9 protein-coding genes are annotated in these 14,141 nt (G+C 66.8%); 5 read left to right on the top strand and 4 right to left on the bottom strand.

Features of this window, described 5'->3' with window-relative positions; translation table 11 throughout:
* Positions 1-849: 849 nt before the first annotated feature.
* The 4 genes from ABKW28_RS14625 to ung all read left to right on the top strand — a co-directional run bounded on the left by ABKW28_RS14625 (position 850) and on the right by ung (position 5,441).
* The gene (locus ABKW28_RS14625; RefSeq protein ID WP_348610908.1) at positions 850-2,601 is read left to right on the top strand and encodes a hypothetical protein; all 1,752 of its coding nucleotides are present in this window, start codon (positions 850-852) and stop codon (positions 2,599-2,601) included.
* Positions 2,602-2,663: 62 nt separating this feature from the next.
* Complete coding sequence (locus tag ABKW28_RS14620; RefSeq protein WP_348610905.1) at positions 2,664-3,173, top strand: hypothetical protein; 510 nt, start codon at positions 2,664-2,666, stop codon at positions 3,171-3,173.
* A gap of 210 nt (positions 3,174-3,383) precedes the next feature.
* Positions 3,384-4,685, top strand: coding sequence for a hypothetical protein (locus tag ABKW28_RS14615; protein WP_348610902.1), 1,302 nt, complete (start codon positions 3,384-3,386; stop codon positions 4,683-4,685).
* 78 nt (positions 4,686-4,763) lie between these two features.
* Positions 4,764-5,441, top strand: coding sequence for a uracil-DNA glycosylase (gene ung, locus ABKW28_RS14610; protein ID WP_348610899.1), 678 nt, complete (start codon positions 4,764-4,766; stop codon positions 5,439-5,441).
* Here the strand turns inward: ung and ABKW28_RS14605 are convergent.
* The 3 genes from ABKW28_RS14605 to ald all read right to left on the bottom strand — a co-directional run bounded on the left by ABKW28_RS14605 (position 5,433) and on the right by ald (position 10,383).
* Positions 5,433-5,777 (bottom strand): DUF6308 family protein, encoded by a 345-nt coding sequence (locus tag ABKW28_RS14605; RefSeq protein WP_348610896.1) that lies wholly within the window; start codon positions 5,775-5,777, stop codon positions 5,433-5,435. The genes ung and ABKW28_RS14605 overlap by 9 nt on opposite strands.
* A gap of 384 nt (positions 5,778-6,161) precedes the next feature.
* On the bottom strand, positions 6,162-8,612 hold the full coding sequence (locus ABKW28_RS14600) for a DUF262 domain-containing protein (protein ID WP_348610893.1): 2,451 nt from the start codon (positions 8,610-8,612) through the stop codon (positions 6,162-6,164).
* Positions 8,613-9,264: 652 nt separating this feature from the next.
* Positions 9,265-10,383, bottom strand: coding sequence for an alanine dehydrogenase (gene ald / locus ABKW28_RS14595; RefSeq protein ID WP_348610891.1), 1,119 nt, complete (start codon positions 10,381-10,383; stop codon positions 9,265-9,267).
* Positions 10,384-10,523: 140 nt separating this feature from the next.
* On the opposite strand from ald, the gene ABKW28_RS14590 reads away from it, so the two are divergent.
* Positions 10,524-11,123, top strand: coding sequence for a GntR family transcriptional regulator (locus tag ABKW28_RS14590; protein ID WP_348610880.1), 600 nt, complete (start codon positions 10,524-10,526; stop codon positions 11,121-11,123).
* A 641-nt stretch (positions 11,124-11,764) separates the two neighbouring features.
* Here ABKW28_RS14590 and ABKW28_RS14585 read toward each other — a convergent pair.
* Positions 11,765-13,930, bottom strand: coding sequence for a hypothetical protein (locus tag ABKW28_RS14585; RefSeq protein WP_348610877.1), 2,166 nt, complete (start codon positions 13,928-13,930; stop codon positions 11,765-11,767).
* Positions 13,931-14,141 lie beyond the last annotated feature (211 nt).

Below are 14,141 nucleotides of genomic sequence, written 5' to 3'. Positions count from 1 at the left end.
CGGTCCCCCAACCACTAGGGGCGTCGGGCGGGAGGACGTGTCGGCCATAGTGTTACGCCGAGTTCGACCTCGAGCTTCGCGAGGGTGATGGTGTCGGCCCAAGTCGCACCGTTGAGGATCTCGTAGAGCGTGTCGCGCTTGATGCCGACTGCTGAACACAACGCGGACTTGTTCACTCCGTCGAGGGCCTGCCGAAGGCTGTGTGCCCAGTGGGCTGCGTATGCCACTGCAGGCGGGGCGTCCTCGGACCACGGCCCGTCAGGCCAGACACCCTGTGGCGCCAGCCACGCCGCAGGCGTCAAGTAGAGCTGACTTCGCCGCGGCACGGCCCCAGCGTAGGGCAGCAGGTTCCCGCCGCATGGGAGGCGCAGAACCAGGCCGGTGCCGCACCGAAGCAGTGACTGGCGTCCAGTAGCCATGGTGCCATGTTATAACAGGACACATGCGAGGAGAGAAGACGGGGGATAGGCGACGTCAGGCAGGGTGCACCCCGATGCCGCCGCCGGCTGTCCGCCGTGGGGCTTCTGAGTCCCACTCACACGGTCCCGCCTGCGTGTGCCGGTCACTCCGAGGCTGTGACCTGCACCGATGTCACCCAAGTAGGGCTCGCCGTCCGCAGGGACCCTGCGCGACACACACAGTGCACGCACCCTTCCCAACTCTCGTCGAGACCGCCCTCGCCCCTGCTCCGGTGAACTGGCCAGGATTCTTGTCGTGCGTTGATTGCACGACTGGGTTCACAGCTAACGGTTCCCCTCCATGACTGCGAACTCACCCCTCGACCCGGCACCTACTCAGGCCGCGTCTCCTCGCCGGCGTGCCGCAGCGGGTAAGCGGTGGTCGGCGTCCTTGAGCGTGGAGTGGCTCGGTCCGAAGAAGGTCACGCTGGCGCGCCACGCCGACGCCGCCGCCCCGCCCGCGGACGCCGTTCAGGCACGCGTTCACTACCGACTCGACGGCAAGACCAAGCGGCCGACTTTTCCTGCTGTCACCGCCGCCGACCTGACCGAGTTGCGCGCTTTCGTGGCTACCCTGCTGGTCGCCTACCACCACGACTGGCCAGCCGACACTGCCGGAAAGCCGATCGCCCCCACCGCCCTGCCGACCGTCACATCCGCGCTCAGCGACCCGGTCGCCCAGACGCCGGCCACCGCACTTCCGCGAGTGTCCCTGGCCGATCTCGGCGCTGGCGCCGCGCCGGGCCCGCTCGACGCTCCACGGCTCGTCGAGATGTTCAGGAACCACCAGCGCGTCGGGAAAAAGAGGAGCGGGGGAGGTAAGAAGCAGCGCAACACGCACACGAACTACAGGACGCAGCTCAACTTCTTCCTGGAGCACGCCCGCTACGAGCCTGGCGACCCGCGCCTGGCCGTTCTTGGCCTAGGGGCCGGGGCGTCGTGGGTGTTCGACAACGAGCAGGCGCCCATCACCGAGGCCGACCTGCTCCACCTCATCGCCATCCGAACCACGACGAACCTGCGGGTTCGGGCGGTCAACGAGCGCCGCCTGGCCAAGTGGGAGAACGACGTGGCCGCCGCTGTTCGCAGAGGGGACAAGGAGGCGGCGGCAGCCATCGCGATGCCGGACCTGACCCCTGAAGAGTGCGCAGCCCGAACGGTCGAGGCGTTCGCGCAGCAGCTCGGCGCGCTGTTGACCCATGCCTACAAAAGGAAGTGGATCGCCTATGACCTGTGGACCGACGACGTCAAGGACGAGGTTCCGCAGGCCGCATCAACCAGCTACACCCGCCGCGTGGTTGCCGACCGCAGTCAGGTAGGTGAACTTGTCTCCACAATGAGGGAGTACACCCGTTCGTGGCGCGCCCGCAACAATGAGGTCCGAATCGTCGACGGGGACCGGTACGCAGCAGCTGTATGGGTTGCAGGGCGCATGGGCACCCGCCCCGAGGAGCTCATCGCCATCCGCGACAGCTGGGTGATCCTTGAACCCGCCGATCCGCGGATCGTGCTGCGCCACGCCGAGATCGTTCAACCGGCGTTCGACGACCAGCCCCGCCGTCGCGAAAGGGTGTCCCTCAAGCACCGCGCTGAAGGCGAAGTGCGCGTGCTGCGCCCCGATCAGCACGACCGGGCCGAGTTCATCGAAGTACTTGGCCGGCACCGCCGCGACCACGTCGACTCGGCGACAGGTGCTGACGCCTACTTCTTCACCACCCACAACGGTGTCCCGCTCGAGCTGTCGAACTTCAACGACAACTGGTGGAAGCCGGTGCGCGACCTCGTGTTCGCCAACGAGCGCTACCTCGCCGACATGCCGTTCCGGCGCCTGCGAGCTGCCGCTGTGACCGATTGGCTGTTCGTCTTGGGGTGGAACACCGGGGTTGCTGCCGAGATGGCCGGTCACTCCCAGGCCATCCTCGAGAAGCACTACAAGGGCGTGATCAGCGAACGGCCACGTGACAACACGGGGCATCAGCGAGCCGTCCCATCCCCTCCAGTGGTGCCGGTGGACCCCTCGACGTTGACAGTCGCCCAGATCGCGGAGCGCAAGGCTGAGCTGCTGTCTGAGGTGGAGCGGAGCCGTGGGGAGTTCCTGAGGCTGCAGGCGGTTGAGACCGAGAGGTTAGACAAGCTCATCTGAGTTGCACCGACGGCCCGCAAGCTGCGATTGCCTGACCCATGCTTCTCCGGACCGTCCGGTCCATGAAGACAACCCACACGTTTCCCCCCGGGCACCCTGCCGCCTCCTTCCTCTCCATAGCGGGCGGTCTGCGACTCTTGGACCCCGTGCACTTGGGATGGGCCCTGGTACTGATGACCAACCCGATTCCGCATCACCTTCTCGGCTGGGCGGAGGTCGAGGTGGGCCCTGGCGGGCAGCGAACCCTTGCCTACACAACGGGCTGCGGTACGGACGCGCATAGGTACGCGATGCCTCTCTCTCGGACTGCCGACCAGATCCTGCTCCCGGGAGCGGGGCCGCTCCTGGACTTGATGGGGGCGGGACCGTCGAAGGCTTTCTCGCTGGTACAGCAGTTGAGCTATGCACTACGAGACATCGACGGAGTCACTATGACCGCCGTCTACGCCGCGGCGGTGTGCGTCTCGCGGCTGGACGCCCTCGCACCAGTCGACATCGGTGAGACTGCGGATGAGCTCGTGCGCCTCGCGGGCTTCGATGTGGGACGCGGTCACCAGGGGTTGAAGATTTGACCCCGCCGGGCGCTGTCCTTGCGCGCGGTGTCACGGGCAACCTCGATCGGGGGATCAGGACTGTAGTTGGGAGGAACCTCGGGATAGCCATCGTCGGCCGGACGCCGCAAGGAAATGCGAGGACTGTCGACGAGGATCGCGCCAAGCCCGGCCCGACGAGCGAGCAGTACCGTGTGCTCAACACAGAACACAACAACGAGGGTGGATCGCATGGGCGACCAGCAGGTGGTGCCGATCTGGACCTTGTCGTCGGGTGGGTCCGACGACGAAGTTCTTCAGCGGCTCTACGACGGGGAGCAAGAGCTGAGCCGTGACCGGCTCGAACGGCTCCGCGCGGCGCTGGGCGCCCTCTCCGACGACCCCCCGGTCGTACTGGAACGGTACGCCGTGAGTCCTCAGGACGTGCCCGGCACGGGGCGCCTGGTCGCGGCGGGGTCGCCGCTGGCGAAGTCGCTCGCCGAGATCGTCGGCTCGACACGACAAGCCGCGCCAGCCGAGGTGACCGCAGGCACCACGCAGGTGCTCTACAAGATGGTCGTTCCCGACAAGCTGGCCGGACAGCTGGCCGCGGGCGCCGCGCGCCAGATGACGGCGAAGGGTGGTGGTGTCTATTCCGGCATCCGGGGAAGCAAGAGCATCGTCGGCAACGCCCGCTTCGTTCCCGTCGCGGCCGGAACGGGAGGTGGGGCCGCCGCCGGTGGAGCCGCGGTTGCAGCTGGCGCCGGCGTTGGCGCGGCCGTGCTTGCGGCAGCACCCGTGGTGCTGCTGCTCGCAGCAACCGCCGGGAGCATCTACGCCGAACAGGAGCGACGTGCCGCGCTCGGGCGGGTCGAGGACATTCTCAATCAGCTGAAGACCGTCGAGCTTGACGAAGAGCGCGACGAGCTCAGTGGTGCAGTGCCGGCGATCACGAAGGCCACAGCACTGCTTGCCGACGAAGGTCGACTGGGCCACTCGCTCGGCCTGGATGCGGCCGTCAACCGCATTGACACCGCCGTCTCGCGCGCCGAACGCAGGGTCAACGACTGGGAGCGCACCCTGGCCGGGTTCGCAGGGACCGCCACCCCGGACGCCCTGATGGAGGCGTTCCCCGGCCTCCGGGCCCCGGGGGGAGAGTTCGAGGCCAAGCTGAGGATGGCGGTCTTCGCGATCACCATGAAGCGGCGCGTCGCCATCCTGCAGGCGGCCGAACACACCCAAAACGACAGCAACCTCTCGCTCTCGAGGTTCAACCGTGAGCTGGCGAAGGACACCGCCGATCTGGCTGCACTCGAAGAGCGGATAGTGACGATGCTCGGGTCTCTGTCGGCCCTGTCGATCGAGATGCCCAAGAAGCGAGTCGACCGGCCCTACCGTCCGAGCGAGGTTCGCGAGCTGCTGCGGTGGACTCCCTACCTGCGCGAGTTCGCCGATCGAGAGCTGCCGGCCGCTGGTCACCGCGGTGACCTCGAGCTCTTCTTCGTCGCGCAAGACGACGGTTCGATCCGTGTCCTGGAGCCTGTCAGCGCCTAGCCGGGGCTGCCGGCAGTCGCAGGGACCTCAGATGATGTGCAGGCGGCGGCGCCTGGTCATCGAAGAAGGGGGAGTCAGATGGACCCGCACACCGGCTCTGATGCCCTGCGGCAGTGGTTTGACGTCCTGGCCGAGGAGCGAGCGGAGCCCTACTGGGCCCAGCTCCAGCACTTCGTGGAGCAGGAGCGTGCCCATGAAGGGGAGGTCTACCCCGAGGAGTCGGCCGTCTACGCCGCCTTCGACCTCACGCCCTTTGCGAAGGTCCGGGTCGTGATCCTGGGTCAGGACCCCTACCCGAACCCCGGGCAGGCAATGGGGCTGTCGTTCTCGGTGCCATCGGGGGTGCCGCTTCCGGTCTCCCTGCGCAACATTCACATCGCCATGCGGGCCGAGAACATCGAGCCTCCCGAACACGGTGACCTGAGTGGCTGGGCTGCGCAGGGGGTCCTGCTGCTCAACGCCGGTCTGACCGTCCGGAAGAACGGGGCCGGCCGGCACCTGCGCATCTGGCGGCCCTTCACCGACGCCGTGATCCGCCGTCTCAACGACCGCACGGAGCCCATGGTCTTCGTTCTTTGGGGCGCCAAAGCTCAACGTGCACTCCACCGTGGACTTGTCGATCCCGAACGCCACCATGTCGTGACCGCCCCTCACCCGGCGTCCCGTGGTGCCTCTCAGCGGGCTTTCCGCGAGGCCCGCACCTTCGGCCGCGTCAACGACCTGATCACAGGCGACCCGATCAACTGGTCAGGCTGACCCGACCGGGACAGAAGGCCAACGACATGGGGTGTACCCCTTGCCCTCCATCCACGCGACGACGTCGAAGATGCGCAGCGGGGAGACCGCATCGGGCAGCCCGGCGTCTGTGCGCAGGCTGATCAGGTCTCCGTGCAGGTCCGGACAATCCTGCAGATAGGCCCGCAGCGGCTCCCAGATCTGCTCGGTGCCGATGACGCGGGCCACGACCGAATCGTAGATCGGCCGCAGCCGAGGGCGCTTGCGCGCGTACAACTTGCTGGCCGTTGTCGGCCCGACGTCTCCAGCCCCAGCAGGCCAGCCCAGAGCCGTGACCCAGCCCAGTTGACGTCCCATGGATGGAACTGGACCGCTAGGTCCTCGTCGGGGCCGAGCGCACGAAGCATGGCGGCGAACTCATCGGCTCGGCTGTCCAGGAGTTCACCGCAGCCACAGCCGGCACATGGACCGAGAGCATCGACACCGCGACGAGGTCGTCGGCGGTGAGCCTGTTCGGCGAGGGGTCGCCGTCGGCCCGTGGCCCCAGGTGTCGAACCGGGCGCCGGTGAACGTCCCGTGCCCGGCCTCGCCATGGTGCCCGAGGCCGTAGTAGCAGCGCAGAGCCTCGACCGCATGCTCATGGTGGTCGCGGTGAAGCAGGTCGGGTAGCCGCATTCGATCCCCACGTGCGGTTGCTGTTGTCTGACCCGGAACTCGGTCGCGCTGGTGTTGGTACACGGGTCAGGGGCTGGCTTCTACCAGGGAGGACAGGTCGTCTCCTCGGAGCCGTCGGGCGGGTTCGGCGCGGCCGTCACGGACATGAATGCCGTCTTCAACCAACAACTGTGCGGGGTCGCGGTCGTCATCGGGGTCGGTCCATCGGAAGGAGTCAGCGACCCGCCCGTCGCTGGTGAGAACGCGATGAGCGTTGGCGCACTGGTGGCATGTCGGCAGGTGGTTGCCCACTGCCTGGGCGGCGGTGCCGATGGCGTCGGCGAGGTCGCCGTAGGTGGTCCATCTGTCGGTCGGCAGCGCCTCCAAGATGGCGTGCATCGGGGTCCAGTCGAATCCTGTCCGGGAGTTCTCGGGTTTGGTGCCGCGGTAGACGGCTCGGACATCGCCCAAGTTGCGACCGTCGTCGAAGCGCCAAAAGATCCAACCGTTGGCGATGCCGCCCTTGACGTGCTTGGCCGCGCCAGAGGGGGAGTCGAAGAGAGTTCCGGCGACCTCGAGCCTGCCGTCGCGCGACACCACGGCCGGGGTGGCTGCCCAATGACCCGGTCGCGGGTGGAGGGTGGTGCCGGGCTCGAGCAGGCCCGCAGCGATCAAGTGCTTGATCTCGATCCAGGTCTGGTCGGTGGCGCGTGAGTCACGGACCTCGCCGACATGGCCTGGCGGGACCGGCCAGGTCGCGAGCAACTCGTCGATCATCCGATGTGAGCGCCGGTCGATGTGTGACTCGTCCCAGGTGCTGGTCTCGGAGTCGTGGAAGGTGCGGTTCAGCAGGAACACGTCGTGCTTGGCGACCTTCTCGCGCTTGCCCTGCCAGGCGCCGTTGGAGGCGGATGAGTTCAGGCCCTTGGTGAGCAGCGTGAGGTTGCCAAGTCGGTGCACGTGCGCTGCCCGATCCAGCTCGGGCTCCAAGCCGCCGTCGACGGGCCAGTGGGTCTCCCACTTCTGTGGCAGGACGTGCTCGATGTGATAGCCCCGGCGCGGAACGGGCGGGTAGTCGTAGCGGCCACGAAGATGATCCTCGACGGCCTCAAGGAGCATCCGTAGCCGTGCCCGGGGGAAGCGGCGGTAGGCGTTCTCGGTGGCGAGCAACGTACGGATCTCGTCGTCGCCTGGCCAGTAGGTCGAGGCGGCAGTGAGGTTGGTCAGGTAGTCCCGCACGCGTTGAGCGAGCTGGTCGGGTGGGGTGGTGCGGTTGCTGCGGATGAGGTCGGCGATGACACGCCCGAGATCCGAGGACGTCAAGCGCAGCATCAGCCGGCGCATGATCCAGCTCTCGGTCGCAGCGATCACCTCATCAGCGACCTGGGCGGGGATGTCCAGCTCGGGGTCGTGGAGCCAGAGCAGGACCGGCTTGAGCAACTCGATGCCCGCGGCCCCCATCCGGTAGACAGCCATCTCCGGACGCGACAAGGCCCGGTCAGGGTCCTCGGCCGCCACGGTCCAGGCCTTGTACTGGTCGGCCTGCTGCTTGATCAGCGCCAGTAGGTCGCTCATCTTCTGGTTGGACTGGTGATCGGCGTAGTGCTTGAACCGGGTGAACGTCGCCCGAGGTCCGACCTCTTCACCCGATCGAGAAATTAGCCACTGGGTGATGAACAGGGAGCTGCGGGAGACGTTGTAGCGGCCCACGCTGACGTCCTTTTCCCAGAACGCGGACTCGAAGGGCCAGTCCTCGACGTAGGCACGGCGGGTGTCGACGCCTTCGGCCTCGAGGCGCTGGAAGACGAAGTTCTTCACCAGGTCCGCAGCCGTAAGCGGGGTCCCGCGGGCGTTGAGGGTCTCGAAGATCTCCTGGGAGTTCTCCTGGGCCTGCAGGTCGATCACGACCAACTGCAGTCCGCGGGTCAGGATCTGCACCAACGCGGTCGCTCGGTCCGTGGGAGCCGCTGACAGCAGGTCATCGCTGGCGTTGTTGACCCACGCCTCGACGGCAGTGCTGAAGAACTCGTGTGCCCGGGCCAGCAGTGACCCGGAGTGCTTGAGGGCTGTGTAGTTGATGGGCGGGTCGGCGTTCATGACCTCGTCGAACGCAGCGTGGTCCTTATTGGTGTGGCGCAGCTTGAGCCGGGTACCGCCGCCGGTGACGTACAGGTCGAGGTTGTGGGTCAGGATCTCTAGCTGACCCGAGAGGTTGTCGAGGCCGAGCTCGTCGAGCACCGCGCCGGCTGCATCCATCAACACCTGCAAGGTGGTGAGGCGCTGCTGGCCGTCGATGACGTTGCGCGCGGGAAGGTTGCCGGTGGAGTTCTCTTGGGCCTGCAGGACCACTGCCCCGAGGAAGTGCGTAGCCGAGGTGTACGGGTCGGTGAGCCGCAACTCAGCCATCCGGCGCACGTCTTCCCACAGCGGAAGCCACTGATCGGTCTCGTCCCACACGTAGGGCCGCTGGAACAGCGGCACCACGAGGTGCTGAGGCAGGTTGAACACGTCCATCGGCGTGCGGACGTTGGTCTCCATCGGCGCTCCCGACCGGTATGTGAACTGTGTGGTCGATGCTAGGTAAAGGGACACGCGAGCGCTATGCCGGGACTCAGGGGAACCGCACCCCGCGGTGGCAACGCGATTCGTGGGGAGGGGGGCCGTGGCATTGAGGGATCTACGCCGGCGTCGATGAGCCGGGTGGTGAAAGCGCCCGAGGTGTACGCACTGAGGTCCCTGACAGCCCTCCCAGACCTCCGCCGGACCCCGACCCCGGGGTTCGGTGGGCGCGGCCGCAGCGCTACGCCGCGCACACCGCCATCAAACGTCGACGCTGCGGGGGCTAGTTGCTGGCGCCACGCATCGAGAACCCGAGCGGGAACCAGTCGGTTCGATACGTGCGACCGGGTCTGCTGCACGGAGACTGCGGATGAGCTCGTGCGCCTCGCGGGCTTCGATGTGGGACGCGGCCACCAGGGTTGAAGACCTGACCCCGCGCTTGCCTTGGCATCGGTTGCTGAGTGCTTGGGCGGGGAGAGCGAGAGCGGACAAGGGAGGTCCCTCCGAGAAGGTTGCGGAGGACCGGCGGCAGCGAGCCCGGCGGGGGAGACGCGTGTCTCTGCCCGCCGGGTCTCAGGGGTTGCTGCGTTCGGCCAGCCAATTGGGGAGGCCGGCCGGAGAGGTCAGGCGGTCAGCCCAGGACTGCGGAAGGGTCGATGGCAGCGATGTCGTGCGCGACGCCGACTGGGGTGTTGGTGACTTGGCCGGCGTGGGTGCTGAGACCGAGTGCCAGGGACTGGTCGTCGCGCAGCGCCTGCTGCCAGCCCTTGTCGGCCAGGGCCACGGTGTACGGCAGGGTCGCGTTCGTCAGGGCGTACGTTGACGTGTTCGGCACGGCGCCGGGCATGTTGGCCACGCAGTAGAAGACCGAGTCGTGGACCATGTAGGTCGGGTCGGCGTGTGTGGTGGCCCGGGTGTCCTCGAAGCAGCCGCCCTGGTCGACGGCGATGTCGACGAGTACCGAGCCGGGCTTCATCCGCGACACGAGGTCGTTGGTGACGAGTTTGGGTGCGGCCGCGCCGGGGATCAGCACCGCGCCGATGACCATGTCGGCCTCGGTGACGTGCTGCTCGATGGCCAGCTTGGAGGAGGCCAGCCCGTGCACCTTGTTGTTGTAGCGCCAGAACGACATCCGCAGCTTCTCGAGGTCGGTGTCGAGCAGGGTGACGTCGGCATCCATGCCCAGCGCGATGTTGGCGGCGTTCTGGCCCGAGACGCCGGCGCCGATGATGACGACCTTGGCGTTGGCCACGCCACCGACGCCGCCGAGCAGCACGCCGCGGCCGCCTTGGGCCTTCATGAGCGAGTAGGCGCCGACCTGCGGGGCGAGGCAGCCGGCGACCTCGGACATGTGGTAAAGCAATGGCAAGCTGCCGGAGGGCAGCTGGACAGTCTCGTAGGCGACGGCGGTGACCTTGCGGGTGATGAGCTCCTCGGTCAGGGGCCGGTCGGCGGCGAGGTGGAGGTAGGTGAACAGCGTCAGCCCTTCCCGCATCCGGGCGTACTCCTCGGCGATGGGCTCCTTGACGACCATGTCGACCTCACCGTGGGTGCCCCAGGCGCTCTCGGGGTCGGAGACGAGCTGGGCGCCGGCGCCCTTGTGCTCCTCGTTGCTGATAGAGGAACCCTCTCCGGCGCCGGCTTCGATGATGACGTCGTGGCCGTGCGAGACGAGTTCGTGGACGCCGATCGGGGTCATGGTGACGCGGTACTCGTGGTTCTTGACTTCCTTCGGGACGCCGATGCGCATGTTCTTGTTCCTACTGCTGTTCGGTGGGCGCGGGGTGGGGTGCAGGTGGGTGGCGTGCCAGCAGCGAGAGCTCGCGCGACGGCGCTGGCGTGCGCGGCTCAGCTGTGTGGTGCCGAGCGGTCTCGGCGTCGTCGCCTCGGGTGGGCGCACCGGGTGAGCAGATCACTGAGAGCGCCACCGCCGCAGCGTTCAAGGCCTCCCGCGGTCCGGTGCGTGAAGCGCTCAAGCGCCTCACTCAGGAGGGGCTGCTGCGCAGCAAACGCAACCGCGGCCTCTTCGTGCCCATCTTGTCTATCGCCGACGTCGACGACATCTACCTGCTGCGCGAGGGCGTCGAGGGCCCGGCCCTCGATCGGCTCATCGCCCGTCCCAACCCTGAGGTCATCGAGAAGCTCACCGCCATCTTGGACGACTACGAGGAGCTTCTCGCGAGCAGCGACTGGGAGGCAGCTGACGAGCTCGACCTCACCTTCCACCGCGAGCTCGTCTACTCCACAGGCAGCCCCCGCCTCAAGCACGCGTTCGACACCGTGATGGTCGAGACTCGGATGTGTCTGCGTGCTCTGGTGGTCCATCACACCGCCCATCCCGACATGGGAGCATGGGATCGAGACATCCTCGCGTCCATCGAGGCAGGCGACACGGAAGCAGGCCGCCGAGCACTGAGGTTCCACAGTGCCACCGTCCTGGCGGACCTCGCTGGTGGCGTCGCCCCCACCGCTGCCGGGCGCGTCTTCTGACAGCACCGCAGGCGCGCAAGACTCAACGGACGCTCTCGTCGCCTCCGACGGATCCTGCCAGGCCTGCGCCATGCTTCAGCAAGGCCAGCTCCACCAGTTGCTGCTGGTCAATGGGGCCCTTGGGAGGCGCTACCTGCCAGCCGCCCTGCCGCTCGACGGGAGTGCACGTCGATGACGAACGCGGCGTAGACCCAGTCGCCGAAAGGTGCGGCAGCAGGGGGCAGGTTTCGGCGGGCGTTGACAGCGGGTGTCTTGAAGTCGCGGTTCAGCAGGCCGGGCGGGTATCCGGGCCGGTGCCGGGGATAGTGGTGCGTGGTCCCTGGCTCTGCTGATTTCGCGCAGTCCCTCGGTGCGACCTCACGCTCGAGTTCGGCGATGCGCTGCGCCTCCGCGCTGGTGTCGCGGGCCGGTGGCCCTGGTCGACCTAGGACCGGGAGACCCAGTTGCGCAACGTCTCAGCGTGGATCCCCAGCTGATCGCCGACGCGCCTGAGCGCGCCGATCCTGGTCGCCGGGTCACGCCGCAGATCGACCGCCCCCCTGATCGCCCGCTCCCGAAGCTCCTCGAGGTACTTCCTCGGTGCTGCCATGACTCTCATCCTTCCGTGGAATGAGAGCCTCCATCAGACTCGGCACGGACAGTCACCGAACTCGAGGCGGTCTCCTAGGGCCGGTCGGGCGGACCCCGGGTTTCTGACGATGTGCGTGTGTGAGGTTGACGGTGCGTGCTGGGCGGGGTTGCGGGCGCCCGTTGCCGCGGGGAAGTGGGGCGATGTATGACTCATCGAAGGCCTCGATGTGGCTGTCGTCTGTCCAGAATGCGCCTCGTGTGCAGGCTCTCAGTGATCTCTCGTATCGGGCCACCGTCGATCCGGCAGCGAAGCCTGTGGGGCTAGAGGGCTCTCTCATCGAGGCTTGCAATAAGTATCGCGCGATCTCGTAGGACGCACGAACCATGATGTCGCCGACCAATGGATGCAGGAACCACTCGGGGGCTGTTGGGTGGGCATCCCAATCGTCATCCGTAATAACCCGGTGCACTGCAGGTCCGGCCCAGGGCAGGGATGGTTGTAGCTCCGCGTGCACCACGCCTGGCTGCCCGCGAAGTTCCTCGGCGACCAGATGCTGCAGCCGGGCGCAGTGGGCGGCGGTGTTGACGCGCATCGAACTTCGCCCTGATCGGGACTGGGCGATCTGGCGTTCCTCCCAGAGCAGAAGAGACTCGTTACCAAAGCGTGGCGCGAGCAGGACCGGCAGCATTTTGCGGTCCCGGAGCAGCCGGACCGCGGAGGGAAGTAGGCGCAGGTGACCATCTTCTTCGGTCATCAAGTGATCGAGGTGCAGCGATAGTATGCTATAAGGCTTAGGGCGCGACCGAAACTCCTCAAACACATGCGCGAAGGTTTCCGGTCGTCGCTCAGTCTGGAAGTGGAACCGACGGCCAGTAAGTCGCTGCGCGAGGTCAGCTCCATGCACGGACGGCCACCCCAGCGCTTCGCCGACGAGGAACCCGATTCGCGGGTACGCGACTGCCGGAACCCCGAGCAGGACTATCGACTCCACACCCGAAAAGTCATCGGCCAGCGGTTGTGGCGTGGCTCCGGTTCCGCGGGCGATCAACGGATTCAAGAAAATGTGGCGTCCGGTCGCGTTGTCATGGTGGCGCAGTAGTGCTTGGTGTACCAAGCCGTACCCTCCTGTCCACTCGCCCCTCGCCGCCGCGTAGGTCGTACCCATTCGCATGATCAGTTCGGCGCGCTCGAGGCGTGCCGTGTCCCAGCGCCCCTGCCGGTCCGTGCCCGGCAGGTCGGGCTGGAAGGTATCCGGCACGGTGGTGTCGTTGAGCCAAGTGCCTATCTTGGCGGTTTCGGAGTCCGTGAAGCCGTAGGTCGCTTGGTTGAGGTACTCGAGGGCGCGCCCGCTCTGGGGGTCTCCCTCGATGCCGGTATCGGAGCCGTACCAGCGCAAGAACTCCAGGGCGCGCGTGGCTGCGAACGTGAAATGGTGGCCATACTCGATGTCGAAGATCCGCGCTCGCCATCTGCCTGCGTCCCCACTACTCGCGCAGGATTCCTGGAGGGATTCGGCGAGTTCGTATACGGACGGTGTCGCCGCGTGCGACCACCCGAGTGCCGTCCTCAAACCCTCCAGCAGCCTCTCGGCGGAGTGACGTGGCTCCCACAAGGGGAGTCGCATGTCTAACTCGCCGGGCGTGAGGGCGAACAGGTCCTTGACCTGATCAACGATCTTGTAGTTCGTGCCGCGGTCGATGGCGTAAATGCCCTCTAAGCCCGGGACCTTGAGCTCATTCTTCGGATTGGTGTGGTCCTGCACGAATCTCTGAGCAATGCCGTGTGCGGGCCCGTAGTGCGAGGGGTTGTAGGGGCTGGCCTCGACCATCTCTCGCAGGTGTCGATGCCATGTCACCAGTCCGGGCACCGTGGGCAGGGGGATCTTGTCCAGGTGGTTTCGGTCCGGTTGGGCGTGCCCTGACGTTGACATGCAGTCACAGTAGGTCCGTTCTGCTTCCGACACAGAGGCTCGTGCGCTCTGGTGCATCGCTTCTGAGCCGTGAACGAACGGGCCAAGCGCGCCCATGCGCTGCGATGCATCGACGGCCGCGTGTGTGGAGCCGCGATCAGCACTGCGCGTCATGGTTCGTGAGTCAGCCAGTTCGACTCGCAGCAGGGAGAAGCAAATGGAACCGCACATGATCACCACCTCGGCCACCGAAGGAGTCCCGTCCTCGACACCGGTGCCCACGAAGGCTCGTGGCTTCCGACGCGTTTCGGTCTGTGCGCCGTTCATGGTGGCCTGTCGTCGCCGCTTGGTCTCTGCAGCGGCTTGTGGCGTCCTCACGCGGCGACTCTTCCACGCCGTGAGTCTGGGTGTGGTGGTGCTTACGATCCCGATGTTGAGCGCCTGCAGCCGCGCCGAGGCCAGGGGGTGTCAGATGGTCTGTGTAAGCGGTCGGTCCTGAAGGAGGACCAAGATGACCGCTGTGACCACTGAGAACGAT

Source organism: Nocardioides sp. 31GB23 (genome assembly GCF_040012395.1).
Classification (GTDB): Bacteria; Actinomycetota; Actinomycetes; order Propionibacteriales; family Nocardioidaceae; genus Nocardioides; species Nocardioides salarius.
Note: the sequence above shows the minus strand (reverse complement) of the source record. Positions and strands in the feature narration are given on the sequence as shown.